The organism is Pseudogracilibacillus sp. SO30301A (assembly GCF_037072025.1).
In the GTDB taxonomy this organism is placed as follows: Bacteria; Bacillota; Bacilli; order Bacillales; family Amphibacillaceae; genus Pseudogracilibacillus.
On the sequence record NZ_JAXHDD010000036.1, the window covers coordinates 13,028 to 34,802 of the forward strand.

The following is a 21,775-nucleotide window of genomic DNA, read 5'->3' on the forward strand; positions in this document are numbered from 1 at the left end:
AGTGATGTCGATTTCCAAAGCGCATGCTAGGTACTTGCTATAAGTGCGTGTTCAAAATGGACCAAGAAGTTCGAGGCGGCGCAGTTTCGAGCAGCGGAATGTATGCATTTAGATACATAAGTAGCGGAGAAACAAGCATTCGTGCGAAATTCGCGGTGTCATTTTTACCGGATTTTTTGAACATCCTCTATAATCAAATTTCTTAGATAAATACATTTATCCCACCTCTTAATTATTATTGTTAAATATTAGGAACAGGAGAGCGTATATGATAAAGAAAATACTCATTGCAAATCGGGGAGAAATTGCTGCTCGAATTATCCGGACATGTAAAAAAATGGCCATAGCGACTGTTGCTATATATTCAGAAGCGGATGAATTTGCTCCATATGTAAAAATGGCAGATGAAGGATATCTGATAGGTCCTCCACGTGTTAATGAAAGTTATATGAATATGGAAAAAATAATACAAATAGCTAAAGAAGCTGATGTCTGTGCGATTCATCCTGGTTATGGACTTTTGAGTGAAAATAGTGAGTTTGCAAGAAAGTGTAAGGAAGCAAATATTATTTTTATCGGACCATCTGCGAACATTATAGAGAAAATGGGCGATAAAATTACAGCAAGGAAATTGATGAAACCAGCTGGTGTCCCTGTGATCCCTGGAACAGAAGGAGCTGTAAAAACAGTTGCAGAAGCAAAGGAAGCCGTTAAACATATAGGGTATCCTGTAATGTTAAAGGCTTCAGCAGGTGGTGGCGGGGTAGGGCTTCAAACCGTTTCAAATGAAGAAGAGCTAGAAAAGACGTTTGAGAATAATTCAAAACGTGCGGAATCACTTTTTGGCGATGGTTCCATGTTTATCGAAAAACAACTTGAGAATGCTCGTCATATAGAGGTGCAAGTTTTAGCCGATGAACACGGCAATACAGTTCATCTGTTTGAACGAGAATGCTCCATTCAACGAAGAAACCAGAAAGTTATTGAAGAAGCTCCTGCCACAATTTTATCTGAAAAAACTCGCAACTTAATGGGTGAAGTTTCTGTTAAGGCGGTCAAAGAATTAGGATATACAAATGCTGGGACGATAGAGTTCTTGGTAGATTCAGAAGAACAGTTTTACTTTTTGGAAATGAATACTAGAATTCAAGTAGAACATCCTATAACAGAAGAAATTACCGGTATTGATCTCATCGAACAGCAAATTAATATCGCAAGTGGTAAAATACTAGATATGAATCAATCTGACATTATCCATAATGGTCATGCAATTGAAGCGAGAATTTATGCTGAAGATCCTAAAAACTTTTTCCCATCACCTGGTAAAATCACACAATACGAAGAGCCAGTGGAAAAATATATTCGCATAGAATCTTCCGTAAGAAACGAAAGTAATGTCACGCCATTTTATGACCCAATGATAAGTAAATTAATTGTTACTGGTGAGTCTAGAGAAGAAGCTATCTTGCGCTTGAAAGAAGCATTGGGAAACTATAAAATTGAAGGTATTAAAACAAATATACCTATGCTTATTAGAGTAGTAAATCATGAACAATTTAAATCCGGTAATACACCGACTAATTTCGTACAAAATTTTTTAGCAGATAAGAAAGTATAAAACTTTCCTACTGCATAAGTGCTTTCGCCAAGGCTTGGCGATAAGCCAAGTTTTCTAATAATTATTGATGGAGGCGTTATAAATGTCTGAAATAAAAGCTAGTATGGCTGGAAATATGTGGAAAATTGTAGTTAAAGAAGGGGATAAAGTAGAGGCTGGTGATGATGTCGCAATTTTAGAATCAATGAAGATGGAAATTCCTATATCTACGGAACAATCCGGAATTATAAAAGAGATTAAAGTAAGGGAAGGGGATTTTATCAACGAAGGAGATGTTATCGCAGTTATTGAATAGTAGTGAAGGAGGGGAATTAACGATGTCTACTCTCATTTCCTTTAAGATAGAAAACGAACATATTGGTATTATCACGTTAAATCGATTAGAAGCGGCAAATGCGTTATCGCTACAATTATTAAATGAATTGAATGAAATTATTAGAAAAATAGAAAATAATAATTCCATTCGTTGTGTAATAATTACTGGAGCAGGTAATAAAGCTTTTTGTGCCGGTGCAGATTTAAAAGAGCGTAGAGGAATGACTGAAGACGAGGTTATTAAAACTGTTACATACATAGGTGAGACAATATCAAATGTAGAAAAGTTGCACATGCCTGTCATTGCAGCTATAAACGGTGTTGCATTTGGAGGCGGGCTTGAGCTTGCCTTAGCTTGTGACATCAGAATTGTTGCAAGTCACGTAAAAATGGGATTAACAGAAACATCTTTAGCCATTATTCCCGGTGCAGGAGGTACCCAGCGGCTTCCTAGACTTATCGGTACTGGACAAGCTAAACGGTTAATTTATACAGCGATGTCAATTGAAGCAGATGAAGCATATAAAATTGGTCTGGTGGAGCTGGTAGTGAAGCCTGAAAATTTACTGCAAGAAGCGAAGCAACTTGCAGTAAAAATCGCTTCAAATGGACCGATTGCTGTTAAATTGGCTAAAGAAGCAATCAATAAGGGAATCGAAACAGATCTAAATTCTGGTTTAAATATTGAGCATCAATGCTATAAACAAACAATCCCAACGGAAGATAGATTAGAAGGTTTACAAGCTTTTAGAGAAAAAAGAAAACCTAATTATAAAGGGATATAAATTAGGAGGAGTCCTATGTCTTATATAAATGAATTTCAAAAAAGAACAGATAAAATAAAACAAGGTGGAAATGAAAAATACCATAAAGCCAACAGTGAGAAAGGTAAACTATTTGTTCGAAGACGATTAGAACTTTTATTTGATGAAGATATAGAAATAGAAGATGGATTTTTTGCTAATTGCATGGAGGATGACCTACCATCCGATGGTGTAGTTACTGGAATAGGTAAAATATATGGACAATCAGTCTGTGTAATGGCAAATGATTCGACAGTTAAAGCGGGCTCATGGGGTTGGCGTACAGTTGAAAAGATTATCCGAATCCAAGAAACAGCATTAAATCTAGAAATTCCAATGCTTTATTTAGTTGATTCCGCTGGTGCTAGAATTACGGATCAAATAGAAATGTTTCCGAGTCGTCGCGGAGCAGGACGTATTTTTCATAACCAAATCAAACTTTCTGGTCGCGTACCGCAAATTTGTTTACTGTTTGGCCCTTCAGCTGCAGGTGGAGCATACATCCCAGCATTTTGTGATATTGTTGTCATGGTGGAAGGGAATGCTTCGATGTATTTAGGATCGCCACGTATGGCTGAAATGGTAATCGGTGAAAAGGTAACATTAGAAGAAATGGGTGGAGCAAAAATGCATTGCTCCGTATCTGGTTGTGGTGATGTTTTGGTAAAATCCGAAGAAGAAGCAATTTCCTATGCACGCAAATATTTAAACTATTTCCCACAAAATTACAAATTGAAGCCTAAAACAATCGCTACTAAAGAAGCAAAACAGTTTGAGAAATCGATTAAAGATATTATTCCAGAAAATCAAAATGCTGCGTTTAATATGTATGATCTAATTGATCGTTTTATAGATGAGGATAGTTTCTTAGAGATTAAGAAATTATTTGCTCCAGAATTAATTACGGGTCTAGCAAGAATTGAAGGAAGAGTTGTAGGAATCATCGCTAACCAACCAAGAATGAAAGGTGGCGTTTTATTCCCGGATTCTGCTGATAAAGCTGCAAAATTTATTCAGTTATGCGATGCATTTAATATTTCATTATTGTTCTTAATGGATGTTCCCGGTTTCATGATCGGAACAAAGGTAGAACAGCAAGGAATTATAAGGCATGGAGCAAAAATGCTTGCAATGATGAGTGAGGCTACTGTACCAAAAATTTCTGTTGTAGTTAGAAAAGCATATGGTGCTGGTTTATATGCAATGGCAGGACCGGCTTTTGAACCAGATGCAACACTTGCATTTCCATCAGCACAAATCGCTGTCATGGGGCCAGAGGCTGCGATTAATGCAGTCTATGCAAATAAAATAGCTTCTCTACCAGAGGAAGAACGTGCCGCTTTTGTGAAAGAAAAACAACAGGAGTACAAGAATGATATCGATATTTACCGTTTAGCATCTGAAATGGTAGTTGATGCGATTATTGATCCAGATAAAATTCGAAAAGAACTTTCTACTAGATTCAGAATGTATGAATCAAAACAAGTAAATTTTACACATAGAAAACATGGGGTATATCCTGTTTAAATCGAAAGTTAATTATAGGGGTGTTTAACAAGTCAATAAGTGGAAAAGGTCTCTACACTTATTAACTGCTTAAGCACCCTATTTACATAATAAATTAACGATAATTTTATTATGTAAACTAACAAGCAAAAAAATGTTAAATAATCGTAAACAATGTTATTCTTATAGCAATGCTGAGGATAGAAGGGTGAGAGTTTGAATGGATGAGCGTTTATTTCGTGACGCAATGGGAAAGTTTGCAACAGGTATAACAATTGTGTCGATAAATGACAACAATGAATATAAAGGGATGACCGTTAATGCATTTATGTCAATCTCGTTAAATCCAAAATTAATCGCAGTATCAATAGATGAAGATGCCAGAATGTACGCTGAATTGAAAAACACGACTAAATTTGGTGTGAGTATATTGAAAGAAGAGCAAAGAGAGTTATCGATGATTTTTGCAAGACAAAAAGAGCAGGATCGTGAAATTGAATTTATTGAACAAGATGAAGTCCCAGTCATTAAAGATGCACTTGCGACATTGTCCTGTGAAGTTGATCAAACAGTTAAAGCTGGAGATCATTTAATTTTAATAGCCAAAGTAACTGATATTACAATTCAAGACGGGGAACCAATTCTTTATTATGGTGGTAAATACCGAACGATTAACCCAGATGATAATTTAGAAAATAGAAAATAAAGTATTTATCATACAACATCCGAACAAATACCATTTTTTTAATTCTGTATTTGTTCGGATTTCTTATTTTCCACTCTGAACCGTTGCTTTCCGCAGGCACGGCGGTCTACCTCCGACATCCTCGCGGAAAAACCGCCGCTATGGAGTCTTCAGATTGGCACATTTTTTCCGAAAACGGCACATCTTCCTTCAGATCGGCACATTATTTCTGAAAACCGGCACATTTCGCTTCAGATTGGCACATTATTTCTGAAAACGGCACATCTCGCTTTAGATCGGCACATTATTTCCGAAAACGGCACATTTCGCTTCAGATTGGCACATTATTTCTGAAAACGGCACATCTCGCTTCAGATTGGCACATTATTTCTGAAAACGGCACATCTCGCTTCAGATTGGCACATTATTTCCGAAAACGGCACATCTTGCTTTAGATCGGCACATTTTTTCCGAAAACGGCACATCTTGCTTCAGATCGGCACATTATTTCTGAAAACCGGCACATTTCGCTTCAGATTGGCACATTATTTCTGAAAACGGCACATCTCGCTTTAGATCGGCACATTATTTCCGAAAACGGCACATTTCGCTTCAGATTGGCACATTATTTCTGAAAACGGCACATCTCCTAATATCCTTTAAATATTCATCTAGAGTTTAGTTATGTTCAGCCACCATATTTATTTAGACTAGAAAAAGGGATGTTCTTCTCGTATAATGATAGATAGAAAGATATACAAAAGGGGAATGTTACGTTGAAAGTGGCACAGAAAAATATAACGACTATGAATGAAAGCCATTTTGCTTCACTTTATGATACGATGAAAAAAAATGGTGACCAAAAAAATGCTGAAAAAATAGTTGATTTATTTGAGAAAAAAGCAGAAAACCAATTTAATATTAGTTTTGCCGGACATTTTTCTGCGGGAAAATCTTCGATGATCAATTATTTATTAAGTAAAGATGTTTTACCTAAAAGCCCAATCCCAACCAGTGCAAACATTGTGAAAATCACATCTGGAGAAGGGGTAGCACGTGTTTTTTTTACAGAAGCAATTCCGGTTGAATACGATGAACCTTATGATATCGATATGATAAAAGATTATGCAATGGATAAGGATACAATTAAGCGGATCGAGATAAGTACAGCAGATAATATTTTACCCGAAAATTGTTCCCTTCTTGATACTCCGGGTATCGATGCAGCAGATGATGCGGATCGATTAATGACAGAATCTGCCCTCCATCTTGTGGATGTTTTATATTATGTGATGGACTACAACCATGTTCAATCCGAAGTAAATCTGTATTTCTTACAAGAAGTACAGAACAAACAAATTCCTTTTTACATTATTATAAACCAAGTCGACAAACATAATGAAAAGGAACTCTCTTTTGAACAGTTTGATTTTAATGTTAAACAAACGTTTGATCAATGGAACATTTACCCTGAAAAAATAAATTACTCTTCTGTTATTAATGAAAAGGCTCCACATAATCAAATTAAAGAAATTAAAACAGAATTGTTTACTCTATTAACAAATAACCTAACGGAATCAGGACGTTTGAACATAGCCATAAATGAAATAATTGAAGAACATAAAAAATTTCTTAAAGAACAATATGAAGATGCATTATCAGAACTAGTTCTTCCTCAAAAAAATGGATTCGATTTTAATACATTAAAAGAACTGGACAATAAAATTAGTGAAATTGATAACTTAATCAGTCGTTTTCGTAAAGAGTTTGAGGATGAAGTTAATCAAACCCTTAAAAATGCTTATTTGATGCCTGCTAAATTAAGAGATCAAGCAGAACTATATTTAGAATCACAACAAAAAGATTTTAAAATTGGCTTTTTTAATGCTAAAAAGAAAACAGAAGAGGAAAGACAACAACGGCTAAATAATTTTTTACACCCTTTACAAAAAACAATTGAAACGACAATTCAATGGAAATTAAGAGATAAATTCATTCAAATGCTTCGTGATTACCAGATTAATGATGAAGATCTGATGCAGAAAGCACAGCAAATTGGGCTAACCTATACACGTGCTGATTTACATGCCTTTATTAAAGCTGGTGCAACAATTAACGGAAATTATATATTAAATTATACAAACGATATTAGCAATGATATTAAAAATAAATTTAGACAGCAGGCAAATAGTTTACTTGCCCAAATAGAAAAAGTAACGGCAGATAAGTGGAATAAAGAAAAAGCAAAGTATATAGAAGAAAAACAAAAATATGAGGCTATGCAGCTTGTATCTGATAAAAAACTAAATTTAGATAAACAATTAGAGAAAAAGTTGGCTCGTATTGATGACCAGTTAGAAAATCCATCTAGTAATAAAGTTGATGAAATAGTTGGTGCACTTAAAGAAAGAAAAATTGTCATAAAAGAAAAAACACCGTCAATGAAACAAAATGACGAATCGAAAGATCAACGAGTTGAAACAATTCAGCCAGTTGAAGAAAAACAACATGTAACGAATATTTCTATTGATTCTATTATTGAAATAATAGAAAAAGTAACGAATGAAATTGAACATGTTGACGGATTTTCAACTATTATAACTGATCTAGAAGATAAAAAAGAACGTTTATACAACAGAGAATTGACGATTGCATTATTTGGTGCATTCAGTGCTGGAAAATCATCGTTTTCAAACGCATTATTTGGTGAACAAATTTTACCAGTCTCACCAAATCCAACTACTGCCGTAATTAGTCGTATTTCACCAGTTACTGATGAAAACAAGCATGGTACGGTCATCATAACATTAAAGGATGAGAAAACATTAGTCGATGATTTACGAGCCATTACAAAAGAGTTACAACCGGAAGGTAATAGCTTTAATGAGCTAATTGGATGGATTAAAGACAATCAACTATATGAACATCCTGAATTAACCAAAACCTATCAATCTTATTTACTTGCAGTTTTAAATGGATATGTCGAACGTAAAAATCAATTAGGTAAGACTGTACAAATCTCATTAGAGGAGTTTCCGGCTTTTGTAACTGATGAAACAAAAGCTTGTTATATTGAAGCAGTTGATCTTTACTATGATTGTGATTTAACTAGAAAAGGGATAACTTTAGTAGATACGCCTGGTGCGGATTCAGTCAATGCGCGACATACAAATGTAGCATTTGATTACATTAAGCAAGCTGATGCGATTCTATATGTCACTTATTATAATCATGCAATCACTAGTGCAGACAGAGATTTCCTCATCCAATTAGGTCGTGTTAAAGAAGCATTTGAACTGGATAAAATGTTTTTTATCGTAAATGCTTCTGATTTAGCGCAAGATGAGTCAGAATTAAAATTAGTATTAGATTATGTAGAGGGCCAACTTCTCCAATTTGGAATTAGGCATCCAAAAATTTTCCCTGTATCCAGTAAATTGTCATTGGAAGAAAAGGTTAATCAGATTAATCTAAATAATGAAATGAAACATTTTGAAAAAGATTTTTATACATTTATTGAAGAAGATTTAGCAGCTCTCACTATTCAAGCTGCAATGTGGGATATTAATCGTACAAAATTAACATTAGAGGGTTTTATAAATTCTGCAAATCTTGATCAAAATGTAAGAAAGCAACGTATTGACCAATTAAACGAACAACGACAAAAGATTAAAAACGTAATTGCGAATACAAATATTGATATTTCAAATGAAAGAATTATGGAACGAATCGAAAGACAATTACATTTTGTCTTAGAAAGGCTATATATTCGTTTTCATGATATGTTTTCAGAGCACTTTAATCCAACGACAATTACAAAGTCCGGAAGACAGGCAATTATCGAGCTTGAACATAATCGTAATGCATTTATTGATTATGTCGGTTATGAATTGCTGCAAGAGGTGCGAGCAGTGTCATTACGAATCGAAGCATATATGAAAGAATTATTAAAGAATACGTACGCACAGATTCAAGATGAAATTGAATCAATTGATCAAACACTCATTATTCCGAGCATATTAGATACTAATTTAGAAACTCCAGAATATAAGCAAGCGTTCATTGATACTGACATGAATATTTTCAATCAAGCACTTAAAACTTTTAAAAATACGAGATTGTTTTTCGAACAAAATGAGCGTGAAAAAATGAAAGATGCATTTTACGAACGATTACAACCTCTTGCAAAAGAGTATTTGGAACTGCAACAAAAAATAATGGAAAATGCTTATCAATCACAATGGGTTAATGAAGTAAATATGTTAAAACAACGGATTGAATTAGAACTTAATTCAATTTTAGATCAAAACATTAACGTATTAACAGACGTTGTAAATGTAAAAGAGTTAGAAGTTAAGCACAAAAACATTGGTTCATTATTAAATTCATTACAATAAGGAATGACAAGGTTGAAAAAAAATATTTTATTAGTTGATGGAATGGCATTACTTTTTCGTGGTTATTATGCAACTGCATATAGCGGCAACTTTATGAAGACAGCTGATGGTGTACCAACAAATGGGGTATATCAATTCTTACGCTATTTCTTAGATGGGATTAAAACATTTAATCCTAGTCATGTTATTTGTTGTTGGGATATGGGAAGTAAAACATTCCGGACAGAATTATATAGTGATTATAAAGCAAATCGGAGTAAACCTCCAGAAGAATTAGTACCACAATTTGATTTGGTAAAAGAAGTTGTTGAAGCATTTAAGTTACCAAATATCGGACTAGTCAACTACGAAGCTGATGATATTATTGGTTCAATTGCTAATCAGCATCATTCCAAACACAATATAGTTATTCAAACCGGAGATTTCGATATGCTTCAATTAGTCCAAGAAAACACTAAAGTAGCCATTATGAAAAAAGGAATCGGAAATTATGAAATATATGATCAAGATAATTTCTATGATAAAAGAGGTCTACACCCGCACCAAATTGTTGATTTTAAAGGATTTACTGGTGATTCAGCAGATAACTATCCTGGTGTAAAAGGAATCGGAGAAAAAACAGCACGTAAACTTTTACAAACGTATGGAGCAGCCGAAAGCATATTGGAAAATATCGCTCATTTATCTCAAGGTATACAAAATAAGTTGAATGAAAACATCGATATGTTTCATTTGTCAAAACAATTAGCAGAAATTAAATGTGATGTACCCATTGAATGTTATTTAGAAGATGCTTCTATAGATTTTAATGTAGAAGCAATTGAAACAAAAGTAAATCAATTAGGCATCAAATTCCATTCAATTGCTGATTATATTGCTTAAAGTGCGTGTTCAAAAGGAGGATAAAAAGGACCAAGAAGTTCGAGGCGGCGCAGTTCCCGTCAGCGGAATGTATGCATTTAGATACATGAGTAGCGGAGAAACAAGCATTCGTGCGAAATTCGCAGTGTCATTTTTACCGGACTTTTTGAACATCCTCTTAAAGTTTTATAACTGGAAATAAAAAGACTTATCCATTAAAATAATAACTATGCTATTTTTTAATGGGGGTTCAAGTATGATAACACTATATAAAAATCAAATTTCGAATGAGGATCTAGAACAGAAGTTAGAAAAAAATGCTACTGTTATTCTCGATGTTCGTGAAACGGAAGAGTATGCTCAGGGTCATATTCCTGGTTCTGTCCTTATTCCGTTAGGTCAACTGGAAAATCGTTGTGATGAATTAAATAAAGAACAAGAAATTTTTATTATTTGTCAATCTGGTGGCCGAAGTAATCAAGCATGTTTTATTCTAGAAGCAAATGGTTTTGAAGAAGTGTATAATGTCCTGCCAGGTATGGTCGGCTGGACTGGACCAATCGATTCAAATTTTTAATAACATAAAAGTTTTAAGTGTCTATTGATACTTAAAACTTTTTTTGTTTTTATTAGTGCGTATTCAAAAAGGAGGATAAAAAGGACCAAGAAGTTCGAGGCGACGCAGTTTCAATGTATGCATTTAGATACATGAGTAGCGGAGAAACAAGCATTCGTGCGAAATTCGCAGTGTCATTTTTACCGGACTTTTTGAACATTCTCTATTGAACAATTGAGAAGTTTTTTATTCTAATAATCCGAGCAATAAGTATTCACGGAACGAAATCACCCCATTTACGGATAAATTATGTTGTTTTTGAAACGTTCTAACTGCCTCTTCGGTCTTTACCCCATATATGCCGTTAATATCACCGTTATATAAACCAAGACCTTTTAATCGTCCTTGTACAAGTTGAACTAAGTTACCTTTAGATCCAACTGATAAATTTTTATATTCTCCTTCTCCAACGCCGGTGACTGGACCTTCAATACGAACCTCAGTCCCTATATCGATTATTTCAAATAGTTCTTCAACATCTTTGTTTTGCATACGAATACAGCCACTACTGACATTTTCGCCTATTAAATGAGGTTTATTTGTACCATGAATACCATAAACACCCCAAGGGACATTTAATCCTAACCATCTAGATCCAAAACCACCTCCCCAAGACTTTGACTTTTCAGTTATAATATATGTACCAATTGGGGAAGGGGACAGATCAGAACCAATAGCAATTGGATACCTTTTTATTACTTTATTGTTTTTATATACATCTAATTGCTTTTCTAATAAATCAATCTTCAAACTGTATTCAAACTTCTCTTCCGCATTTATTACGAATTGTGGTGAAATGATAAACCATTGTAAAAAAAGAAGGAAAATAATAATTTTTTTCATTTGTTTCCAGCCTTTTTCTGAAGTTAATTGTAGATTTCCATATAGTGTTGATTTTATGCATGTATGTTCACAACCAAGCTAAGCAAATTACGTCATTTTGAGCGATATGAGGAGGAGCATACATATCGACACTATAAGTATTATTGGATTCTTTGCATTTATAGCATGGTTTTTCGGTGCAATCTTCAAAAATATTTTTTTACAGAAACATGAAAGGGTTGTTAATGTTATAAAGGCACCATGTTTAGTGTATGCTCCCTAGAAAATGTACGTAAACTTGAGTAGATTAGTATAGAACTTAATCTGTCAAAGGTTCAGTTTATCAGGATGTCTCTAATAACGATGAAATTCATACTAGAACCAGAACCCTCCAAGTCTTGCACACACCGGGGCACACGTTAGGACATATTTTTCTCTGTACGAACCTGAAGAAGAAGTCCTTATTAGTGGAGATCTCTTGCACAGAAACGATATCGGTTGGTTAAACATCTTTCGTGAGGGTGTATCATCCATCCAACGATTTTTAGAAAGCATAGACCGACTGTCCTCACTCTGAATCAGAAAAGCATATTCAGGACATGGACCTGGAATAGATGATCCACTCGGTTCCATTGAGCTAGCAAGAAAACGGTTTAACAAGTGGCTAAAGAAGCCGGAAAAGTATATTGGCATGCTTGAAGAATTTTTGCATTATACTAATCATCAAAAATGGTTTGCGAAAAGAAGAAATTGATAATTATCTATTGAATTGTTGATGGTCTTAAGATTTCTCACGCAACGCTTTTTAGTTACAGCCAGAAGATTTTATTCAAGTTTTTAATTAATGAAATGATTCGTTCCGGAGCAGCGCACTAGCGCAATAATCACTTACTTGCGACCACTTAATACCATGTACCACAAAAGGAATGGATGGAGAAGAATATTAATTCCAAAAGATTGGATGGCTAAAATGTAGGGAATACATCCTGCATTTTGGTTTTAAATTAATATCTATTAAAGAAATTTTTATACAGGTCATTGATAAAAATAAAATCACTTAAAAAAATTAAAGAAATTAGTTTACAAAAGGAGTTTAAAGTTGAAAATAAAAGACTTTAGTATCACTACAATTTTTTTATCCATTATTTTACTACTTGCTTTTACACCGTTAGGATTTATCCATTTAGGTGTAATCAAAGCAACTATTATTCATATTCCAATCATTATCGCTTCTATAATTTTAGGGCCGAAAATAGGCGCTTTTTTAGGATTTATGTTTGGATTAACTAGTATCGCAATAAACACAATTACTCCAACACTGTTATCGTTTGCATTTTCACCGGCTATACCAGTACTAGGCACAAGTCAAGGGAGTTTTTGGGCGTTATTTATTGCAATTGTTCCGAGGATCATCATTGGATTTATTCCTTACTATATTTTTAAAGTTATTCGTAATGTGATAACAAAGAAAAAGACCAATAAAAAAGCTGCTTTGTTTTTAACTGGTTTACTAACAACTTTTATTCATACATTTCTAGTCATGGGGTTTATTTCTTTAATATTTCAAGACGCCTATGCTGAAGCTATTAATGCCAGCAGTACAAATGCAATTTATAAGGCCATTTTAACTGTATTTTTTACAAATGGACTTGCTGAAGCCATCCTTGCAGGTATTGTTACTATGACAGTGACACCAACATTATTGCAAGTATCGAAAAAGGAATAAAAGGATTAGAGCTTAAGTAAATTGGTAAAGACAATTAAAGGGTAAGCGGGAGACATCATTCTATTTAAACGGATATGCAAAAAAGAAGATGTTGAAATGTTTACTAAAGCATTCATGGATGAAGAGGATCACCATACGAATCCCGATGAATTGGGGAGACTGGTAGTTCAAGGATTGTTAACTGCTACATTACCGACAAAAGTTGGTGGAGATCAAAATGTACTTTGCTCGTACAATGAATTTTGAATTTTTTAGGCTATTTATTAATGAAGATAAAATAAGTTGTGAAGTCAGAATAGAAAAACTAAATAAGAAAGATAATAATAGACTTTATATCTTAGCAACTTTTTTATGCAAAAATCAAAACGAAAAACAAGTATTGGGCGGAAACTTTGATGGAATCATATTAACATAGCATTAGATGGTTAAAGTTAATTAAAAACTTAATGTTCTTAATGTGCGTGTTCAAAAAGGATAAAAAGGACCAAGAAGTTCGTGGTGGCGCAGCTCCTGTCAGCGGAATGTATACTTTTAAATACATGAGCAAAGATCTGGCACGCTGTAAAAGTGATCTTCTTTTCCAAGGAAACGCTTCTAGCACGCAGAAAAAGTGCTTTCCTTTTTCAAGGAGCGGAAAAGCAAGCCAACGAAGAAATTCGCAGTGTCATTTTTACCGGACTTTTTGAACATCCTCTCAATGTTAATGTAAGAGCAGAAAGATATTCGACAAACAAATTGTTGCTCTCAAACTTAAAATTACTAAATAGAGATTGATGGCTATGGAGATTATCTTCGAAATGAAAGGGAAATTAATTCAGTTTGGAGGAGGCAACCTTAAATGCGTGTAGCTACTATTTACGATATTCATGCAAATTATTCGGCATTAAAAGCAGTTTTAGAAGAAATCAGGAAAGCTAAAGTTGATCAAATCGTGGTAGGTGGAGATTTAGCTTGGGGACCTGAACCACGCCAGGTTATGGAGCTATTAATGGAATATAAAGATGAATTTATTTTTATTAGAGGGAACGTTGATCGTGAAGTTTCTTATCGTCATGGGAAAGAACAAGGATTAGATGACTTCACAGCTGAATTAAATCACTGGTGTGCAGATCAATTAACAGAAGAACACTTACGATTTCTCAAGAATTTGCCCAAAAAGAAGACGTTAAACATTGATGGTTTGGGTGAAGTATTATTCGTGCACGGATCACCTCGCAGCGATGAAGAGGCGATTCGAATAAACACTAATGAAAACGAAATTCGACCAATGATTGAAAATGTATCACAAGATATTATTGTTTGTGGACATACTCACATCCAGTTCGATCGCATGGTTGATGATAAACGTATTATAAATCCTGGAAGTGTTGGATTACAAAGCCGAGCTAACGGAGCTTGTTGGGCTATACTCGGTCCTGAAGTTGAATTAAAGGTAACACCATATGATACAAAAAGCGCTTCTGAAAGAATTCTTAAAACTAACACGCCTTACAAAGAAGATTTCGCTGAACATTACTTAAATCCACCTTATGAGGGACCTTGAACAACAATTAATGGCTTGGTAAAGGCTTGATTAAACAAGAAGTATCGTTTATTCAAGAACTGGGTGCCATTCTTGTATAGCACCTGAAAAATAATCAAGCAAAAAATAATAAAAATGATGTTTGTTGCTTTTAAATAAAGTTTGATAAAATGTTATAAATACGTGGGATTGTGAAGGACTGTACTAATACTAAAACGGGACTGTTTGTGTAATAAATCTGAAGTTTTTATGAAAAGGAGAATTAATATGATACACCAAATGGGTTTGTACGGTCAATATTTTAAAGCAATTATTGAGGGTAAAAAGAAAATTGAGGTTCGCTTGAACGATGAAAAAAGAAGAAAAATAAAAGTTGGTGATATTATTGAATTTATTAAAATTCCTGAACAAGACGATACTTTGCAAGTACAAGTAACCGAACTTAGAACATATGATACATTTAAGGAAATGTATGAAGATATTCCTTTTAAAGAGTTCGATTGCCCAGATTGGACAATAAAAGAAATGATAGATGGAACGTATGATATATATACTCCAGAACAAGAAAGGGAATGGGGAGCCTTAGCTATTACAATTAAATATTAAAACGTTTTCAAATCTAAGATAGTGTATCAAAAGCTAAAATATTCTATCATAGGCGGAGGATTGTATGAGTAAATTTTATGTCGCATCGAGCTTTAAGAACAAAGAAACAGTTCGTTATGTTAGCCAGCATTTGAAAGATAAGGGTTTCACACATACATATGATTGGACTCAAAATGAAAGAGCATCTACTCTTGAGAACCTAGAAAAGATTGGAGATCAAGAAAGAAATGCTGTATTAGAATCAGATTTTGTAATTGTTATTTTACCAGCAGGAAAAGGAAGTCATATTGAGCTTGGGATTGCTCTAGGACAAGGAAAAAAGATTTATCTATATTCACCTGATGGGGAAGTGAATAACTGTGATACGACAAGCACATTTTATCATCTACCTGAAGTAAGTAAATGTGTTGGAACCATTAAAAACTTATTAGAGAAAATCACGGCAATTGAATATGTTTTTAACTAAATCGGAGCTAAGAAAGGAGAGGTATATTAAGTACCTTATCTATGACGCCACCCCAAATAAAAAAATTATATGGTATAGCAAAACTTTACAGTGATGTATTTGGTGGTAACGCTGAAGAATTGCTATCGAAAATGAAGATAAACCCAAAATATTGCTTAATATTGCATTATACGATCAAAAAGTCGTTGGATTTAAGATTAGATATGAACTTGATAACAAAAAATTCTATAGTTGGTTAGTCAGAGTGGATCCTGATTATAGAAAACGTGGAATTTCTCTAACTTTAATCGAACTACAACAAACAATAATCAATCTTAATTTTAAAGGTACAATGTATTTTATTTAATGATGATTGATTTCTAGTTTAGACTTTCTTGTCTTTGAACATTAGTCTTATTAAGCATACAAACCATCTATATTTTCCTGAAATATTCTAGTTTACATAATATATATTATAAGAAGTAAATGAAGAGTTAAAAAGATGTACCTGAAATTGGCACATCTTAATAGTTTCATATTTTCATAGTTAGTTTCCATAATATGGTCCAATTCCATTTTGGTCTAATAACGGAATTAGTTCAGATACAGTTACAAATTCATATCCTTGATCTGTTAAAGAATCCAAAATTAACGGTAAAGCATCTGCAGTTTGTTTATGTATGTCATGAAATAGAATGATTGAACCTGGTCGAACTTGATTTATCGTAGTATTATAAATTGATTTTACATTTTTTGATTTCCAATCCAAAGAATCTATAGACCATAAAATCACTGACTGATTTGTTTTTTCGGAAAGATTGATTACTACTTGGTTTTGTTCGCCATAAGGTGGCCTGAATAATTGTGGTTCGATCCCAGTAGCTTCTTTGATTTGCTGCTTTGATTCTATTATTTCGGTTTTTATTCTATTATTGTTAACTGCATTCAAATTAACATGGGTAATACCGTGATTACCTATCTCATGCCCTGCTTTTGCTACTTCTTTAGCGATATCTGGATAAAACTCTACATTTTTACTTAACATAAAAAAAGTTGCTTTTGCATCGTAATCTTTTAAAGTTTTTAAAACTTGAATTGTATTCGTTTCATGCGGGCCATCATCAAAAGTCAGTGCAATATATTTTCCATTTGGATCTAGTTTTCTATTTTTATTATTTTTCTGTTCTTCTATTGCTTTTATTTCCTTCGCTATTTTTTTAGAGATTAAGATTTCTTTATAATCTTCATTTAGATAACTATGTAATTCAACTAATTGGATTTTTAATGATTTAATTTCATTATTTAATTCCCCTTCATCTGGGTTAATATAAAGGTTAAATTCATCATCGTGGATTTCCCAATTCAAGTCATAAAGGTTATTTAGAACTTCTTTTGTTATTTCCTTATCATCATCTTTTATTTTTTCTGTTAGAAATTTTATTAATTTATCCGTATCGGTAAACATATCAGGTATGTTTATAAAAGATTTATTTTCTAAATCGACCATATAGGTTTTAACATATGTATTTTTCATTTCATTATGAATAAATTGCTCTACCGTAATAACGAAATTATATATATTCTCATCAAGTTTATGGATATCAGTTTGATAATTTAAATGTGCAGGTATTTTTTCACCTTCCGATACCCCTATTTTTTTTAACTCTTCTGTAAAATTTTTTTCTTGATCCCTTGCCCATTTTTGTATTGGTTTATCAATTGCCTCAATATTTAAAAAAGGGATCATTTTATATGTGGTTGTTAATTCTGTCTCTTTCGTTTCAGTTTGAATTTTGATCCCTTTATTAATTTCATCATTTAAAATTTGTGAAGACACTTTCTCTTCGTCTGAGGTTTTTACGGCACCTGAATTACTTGTAAAAACAAAAGCTAAAGAAATGCAAACTAAAATAACGAAGGATAAAATGACCCTTTTTTTTGCGATTAACATTATCCATATTCCCCTTGTTGAAAAATAAATTAGTGAAATCTGTCTTTTTTTGTCTAAATTAATTATATCAAACAGATTGCAAATAACAACGAGAAATATATGGATATGTTTGGTTTATAACACTAATTTCTTCAATGGTTTTACTGCTGGTCCATTCAAAATGTCGCCTGTATACGTATAGCGTGAGCCATGACATGGACAATCCCATGTATTTTCTGCATTATTCCATTGAACTTCACACCCCATATGAGTACATGTCGTATCAACAGCATGTAATCTACCATCAGCATCTTTGTATACACCTGCACGTTCACCTTTAACAATTGTCACACAAGCTTCGTTTGGTTCCAGTGTTTCGATATCTTCCTCTGGTCTTTCCATTTTTCCTTTTATTAAATGTTTCGCAACATCTGTATTATAACTAATTATTTTTCGGATAGATGGATCAGCCTTAATATCTCTTCCAGGTGAAAATAATTCTTTAAATGGATTATCTTGTTCAGTGATTAAATCAGCAATCAGAAGTGCAGCATTTGTACTATTCGTCATCCCCCACTTTCTAAAACCAGTCGCTACAAATACATTTGACTGTGCCTTAGTAACAGGACCAACATATGGTATCTTGTCCAATGTAACCAAATCTTGTGCTGACCAGCGATATACTATTTCCTGTAATCCGAAATTCTTTTCAGCAAATTGTTGGAGTGCTTCATAATGAGAGATCATTGGGTCATTACTTTGACCTGTTTTATGCGCATCTCCTCCAATAAGTAATAAATCCTCATTATTTATTTCAATTGGTCGTATTGATCTTGTTGGTGTCTCAGCATTTATATACATCCCATTATTTACTGTTTTGTTCGTTTTACAAGCTATAATATATGAACGATCTGCATACATTCTAGCTGGATAAAAGCCGGTTCCATCATAAAATGGATAATGTGATGCTTGAATTACATAACGGCAAAAGATTCGGTGATCATCCTCGGTAATGATTGTAGAATGTTTATTATGCTCTACATTTAAAGCCCTTGTTTCTTCATAAATTTTTACACCGTTCTCTTTACATGCTTGAAGTAATGCTTTTAGATATTCTAACGGATGAAAATGTGCCTGTTCACTCATTTTCAAAGCTTTTTTTATTGGAAAAGGTAGATCGACAGTATCTATAAGTTCTCCTTTAATATTTAGTTTTTCATAAGCTTTATATTCATTTTCTAGTTTTGTTATATAATTCTCTGATTCTGTATAAAGATATGCATCTTCTGTCGTATAATGACAGTTTATCTTGTTTTCATTAATGATATTTTCAATAAAATTTTTAGCTTGAATATTTGCTTCATAATAAAGTTTTGTATTTTCTTCTCCAAAGTGACTGATAAACTCATCATAAATCATTCCATGTTGTGCGGTTATTTTGGCGGTAGTATGACCAGTAGTTCCATTTAGGATTAAGCCCGCATCGATAAGACATACCTTTAGTCCTTGTTTTGAAAGTAAATATGCAGCAGTAATACCAGTCATTCCTGTTCCTACAATACCAACGTCAACTTTTATTGTCTCTTTTAATTTATCAAATCTTGGTAAATCAACGGAATCGTGCCAATAACTTGTAGATTGCTTAGGTAAAGGATTTTTCATCTTAAGTAACTCCTTTTAGTCAATATTAATTGTTAATATTCCCATAATAAATAGTAAATATGTGTAAGAATAAATAAAAAAAAGTCTAAATTCAGTATAGACTGAACTTAGACTATTGAAATCTAATTAACATATTATTTAATTTACTTCAAAATATTCTTTATAATAACCGGCGACTCGATTACTGTTATCAATAATGAAAATAAATTCATCTGTTTCATTGATGACATCATATTCTTTCCCTTTTGTTAACATAGTATTTACTTTATATTTTTTGGCATCTGAATGAATACATTTTACTCGCTTGATTGGTTGCTTGTTTTCCCAATTTAAATGAATCATATTTATCTCCTCTTTATTAGTTAACATAATATAATTATTGTAACCTATTTAAATAAATATAGATATTTTTCATATCCTTCTTTTTCCATATCTTCTTTTTTAATGAAACGAAGTGCTGCAGAGTTAATGCAATATCGTAGTCCTCCATGTTCTTTAGGACCATCTTCAAAAACATGTCCTAAATGAGAATCAGCTTCTTTACTCCTTACCTCCGTTCGCATCATGCCACGTGAAGTATCAAGGTGTTCGGTAACTTGCTGATTAACAACCGGTTTTGTAAAGCTTGGCCAGCCACATTGGGCATCAAATTTATCTGTAGAGGAAAATAGTACTTCTCCAGAAACGATATCAACGTAAATTCCTTCTTCTTCATGATTATAGTATTCGTTATGAAATGGTTGTTCTGTTCCATCCTCTTGTGTAACAAAGTATTGCATTGGAGTTAAATTATTTTTTAATTCTTCTTTGTCATATTTTTTCGTCCAGTTGTCTTTAATAAACTGTTCTCTACCGGATCCTTTTTTATATGTTTTATAGTGAAACTGATTTTTCTTATAGTAATATTGATGTTCATCTTCGGCCGGATAAAAAGTTTTCGCCGGAAGTATTTTAGTTACAATTGGCTTATTAAACTTTTTACTTGCTTCTAAGTCCTGCTTGGATTTTTCTGCGGTTTTCTTTTGCTCTTCATTATTGTAAAATATCGCTGTTTTATAAGAGTCCCCGCGATCGTGAAATTGACCTCCAGCATCAGTCGGATCGATTTGTTGCCAAAACAATTCAACAAGTTCCTCATATGAAACAATAGATGGATCAAACGTGATTTGTACTGCTTCTACGTGTCCAGTTGTATTGGAACAAACTTGTTCATATGTTGGATTCTCTACTGTACCGCCAGTATAACCAGAAATTACTTTCTCGATTCCAGGTCTCTCATCAAACGGCTCAACCATACACCAAAAACAACCACCTGCAAATATTGCTGTTTCTAATTTTTTAGTCATATACTATTTCCTCCTGTCAAATATGGATTGATTTAGATAAATAATCGTGGTGGAGGGCCATCATAAGTAACTTCATCATTTTTAAATTTATTATTTCTATCTAAAGTTCCTCCATCTTTTATCTCATTAAATGCTTTAACCAAATGATACATCTTTGGTACTTCTTGTAGGACTGGTCCGTATTTATCAAAGAATGGTGTACTTGACTCGATCATTCGAATAATGTATTGAATATAGGCTAGTGCTCTTGCAACATATTCATTCACTTTACCATAAATTTGAGTCCGAACATTTTCGGGTCGTACGATAGTATTTCCTTGTGGGAAATAATTAACAGGATTATTTCTCACCGGTTGAAAGACTAACGTATGATAATTATGATTTACCATGTTTCTCACCCTTTTGTTTAAATTCTACATTATTGTATGTAAGTATATGGTGAGATGTAACTTTTATCTTAACAATAATCTCTTTAAAAATCTATGAAAAAAGCCTTCCCATGACATATTACGGGAAAGGCTTTAATTTCCTTATTTTTTATCCATTTGATTGTTCATTGCACGCATCATTTGATTAATTTTTTTCTGTGATGGCTTTTGCCCCATCTGCATCATTAACGTACGTAAATGGCTTTATATCAACGTTTGTGGCTATCTGATTAAAGTTAAATCCACCTTTTTATAGCTAAGAAAAGTTTAGCAAATAAGTGTAAATTTTGCAAGCTATTTAACTGGATATTATACAAAATTGGTTAATTAGTCATTCGATTTCTGACAATTTAACTCAGACAACATTTCCATATTAAAATTAACCAAAACAAAAAAGGGTACACGATCAAAAATGACCGCATACCCATAATTAAGGTGTCACAAATTTGCGACTCGAATAACCTGATCCTCAACTTTGAGGAGACCA

The 21,775-nt window shown here is 33.2% G+C and carries 20 protein-coding genes and 2 pseudogenes; 15 read left to right on the forward strand and 7 right to left on the reverse strand.

Features of this window, described 5'->3' with window-relative positions:
• Nucleotides 1-268 precede the first annotated feature (268 nt).
• The 8 genes from SPD89_RS15600 to SPD89_RS15635 all read left to right on the forward strand — a co-directional run bounded on the left by SPD89_RS15600 (nt 269) and on the right by SPD89_RS15635 (nt 10,762).
• The gene (locus SPD89_RS15600; protein ID WP_336262879.1) at nt 269-1,618 is read left to right on the forward strand and encodes an acetyl-CoA carboxylase biotin carboxylase subunit; all 1,350 of its coding nucleotides are present in this window, start codon (nt 269-271) and stop codon (nt 1,616-1,618) included.
• An 82-nt stretch (nt 1,619-1,700) separates the two neighbouring features.
• Entirely contained in the window at nt 1,701-1,913 is a 213-nt protein-coding gene (locus tag SPD89_RS15605; protein WP_336262880.1) for an acetyl-CoA carboxylase biotin carboxyl carrier protein subunit, read from the forward strand.
• Between the two features lie 22 nt (nt 1,914-1,935).
• Complete coding sequence (locus tag SPD89_RS15610; RefSeq protein ID WP_336262881.1) at nt 1,936-2,718, forward strand: enoyl-CoA hydratase; 783 nt, start codon at nt 1,936-1,938, stop codon at nt 2,716-2,718.
• Nucleotides 2,719-2,733: 15 nt separating this feature from the next.
• Nucleotides 2,734-4,263, forward strand: a complete 1,530-nt coding sequence (locus SPD89_RS15615) for an acyl-CoA carboxylase subunit beta (RefSeq protein WP_336262882.1) — start codon at nt 2,734-2,736, stop codon at nt 4,261-4,263.
• Nucleotides 4,264-4,462: 199 nt separating this feature from the next.
• Nucleotides 4,463-4,948: a flavin reductase family protein gene (locus tag SPD89_RS15620; RefSeq protein ID WP_336262883.1), complete on the forward strand. Its 486-nt coding sequence runs from the start codon at nt 4,463-4,465 to the stop codon at nt 4,946-4,948.
• 761 nt (nt 4,949-5,709) lie between these two features.
• Entirely contained in the window at nt 5,710-9,324 is a 3,615-nt protein-coding gene (locus SPD89_RS15625) for a dynamin family protein (RefSeq protein WP_336262902.1), read from the forward strand.
• A 3-nt stretch (nt 9,325-9,327) separates the two neighbouring features.
• Nucleotides 9,328-10,206 carry a 5'-3' exonuclease gene (locus tag SPD89_RS15630; protein WP_336262884.1) on the forward strand — a complete coding sequence of 293 codons (879 nt, stop codon included), beginning with the start codon at nt 9,328-9,330 and terminating at the stop codon, nt 10,204-10,206.
• 235 nt (nt 10,207-10,441) lie between these two features.
• Nucleotides 10,442-10,762 carry a rhodanese-like domain-containing protein gene (locus tag SPD89_RS15635; RefSeq protein WP_336262885.1) on the forward strand — a complete coding sequence of 107 codons (321 nt, stop codon included), beginning with the start codon at nt 10,442-10,444 and terminating at the stop codon, nt 10,760-10,762.
• 225 nt (nt 10,763-10,987) lie between these two features.
• Here SPD89_RS15635 and SPD89_RS15640 read toward each other — a convergent pair whose 3' ends face one another.
• A complete protein-coding gene (locus SPD89_RS15640) occupies nt 10,988-11,644 on the reverse strand; it encodes a L,D-transpeptidase family protein (RefSeq protein ID WP_336262886.1) in 657 nt (218 codons plus the stop codon).
• Nucleotides 11,645-12,059: 415 nt separating this feature from the next.
• On the opposite strand from SPD89_RS15640, the gene SPD89_RS15645 reads away from it, so the two are divergent.
• From SPD89_RS15645 to SPD89_RS15675, 7 genes and pseudogenes are all read left to right on the forward strand, one after another.
• Nucleotides 12,060-12,200, forward strand: coding sequence for a hypothetical protein (locus SPD89_RS15645; RefSeq protein WP_336262903.1), 141 nt, complete (start codon nt 12,060-12,062; stop codon nt 12,198-12,200).
• Between the two features lie 522 nt (nt 12,201-12,722).
• Nucleotides 12,723-13,349, forward strand: a complete 627-nt coding sequence (locus SPD89_RS15650) for an ECF transporter S component (protein WP_336262887.1) — start codon at nt 12,723-12,725, stop codon at nt 13,347-13,349.
• A 54-nt stretch (nt 13,350-13,403) separates the two neighbouring features.
• Nucleotides 13,404-13,764 (forward strand): annotated as a pseudogene (locus tag SPD89_RS15655) (enoyl-CoA hydratase).
• Between the two features lie 423 nt (nt 13,765-14,187).
• A complete protein-coding gene (locus SPD89_RS15660) occupies nt 14,188-14,892 on the forward strand; it encodes a metallophosphoesterase family protein (RefSeq protein ID WP_336262888.1) in 705 nt (234 codons plus the stop codon).
• Between the two features lie 246 nt (nt 14,893-15,138).
• Nucleotides 15,139-15,477: an ASCH domain-containing protein gene (locus SPD89_RS15665; RefSeq protein ID WP_336262889.1), complete on the forward strand. Its 339-nt coding sequence runs from the start codon at nt 15,139-15,141 to the stop codon at nt 15,475-15,477.
• A gap of 64 nt (nt 15,478-15,541) precedes the next feature.
• Nucleotides 15,542-15,943, forward strand: a complete 402-nt coding sequence (locus SPD89_RS15670) for a nucleoside 2-deoxyribosyltransferase (RefSeq protein ID WP_336262890.1) — start codon at nt 15,542-15,544, stop codon at nt 15,941-15,943.
• A gap of 148 nt (nt 15,944-16,091) precedes the next feature.
• Nucleotides 16,092-16,289: a GNAT family N-acetyltransferase gene (locus SPD89_RS15675; RefSeq protein ID WP_336262904.1), complete on the forward strand. Its 198-nt coding sequence runs from the start codon at nt 16,092-16,094 to the stop codon at nt 16,287-16,289.
• A 180-nt stretch (nt 16,290-16,469) separates the two neighbouring features.
• Here the strand turns inward: SPD89_RS15675 and SPD89_RS15680 are convergent, their stop codons facing one another.
• From SPD89_RS15680 to SPD89_RS15705, 6 genes and pseudogenes are all read right to left on the reverse strand, one after another.
• Nucleotides 16,470-17,873 (reverse strand): polysaccharide deacetylase family protein, encoded by a 1,404-nt coding sequence (locus SPD89_RS15680; RefSeq protein ID WP_336262891.1) that lies wholly within the window; start codon nt 17,871-17,873, stop codon nt 16,470-16,472.
• A gap of 114 nt (nt 17,874-17,987) precedes the next feature.
• On the reverse strand, nt 17,988-19,514 hold the full coding sequence (locus SPD89_RS15685; RefSeq protein ID WP_336262892.1) for an FAD-dependent oxidoreductase: 1,527 nt from the start codon (nt 19,512-19,514) through the stop codon (nt 17,988-17,990).
• Between the two features lie 138 nt (nt 19,515-19,652).
• Nucleotides 19,653-19,856 carry a DUF6501 family protein gene (locus SPD89_RS15690; RefSeq protein WP_336262893.1) on the reverse strand — a complete coding sequence of 68 codons (204 nt, stop codon included), beginning with the start codon at nt 19,854-19,856 and terminating at the stop codon, nt 19,653-19,655.
• Between the two features lie 44 nt (nt 19,857-19,900).
• Nucleotides 19,901-20,860, reverse strand: a complete 960-nt coding sequence (gene msrA, locus SPD89_RS15695; protein ID WP_336262894.1) for a peptide-methionine (S)-S-oxide reductase MsrA — start codon at nt 20,858-20,860, stop codon at nt 19,901-19,903.
• Nucleotides 20,861-20,892: 32 nt separating this feature from the next.
• Nucleotides 20,893-21,249, reverse strand: coding sequence for a hypothetical protein (locus SPD89_RS15700; protein ID WP_336262895.1), 357 nt, complete (start codon nt 21,247-21,249; stop codon nt 20,893-20,895).
• Between the two features lie 141 nt (nt 21,250-21,390).
• A pseudogene (locus SPD89_RS15705) lies at nt 21,391-21,486 on the reverse strand (YneF family protein); the annotation flags it as partial.
• Nucleotides 21,487-21,775 lie beyond the last annotated feature (289 nt).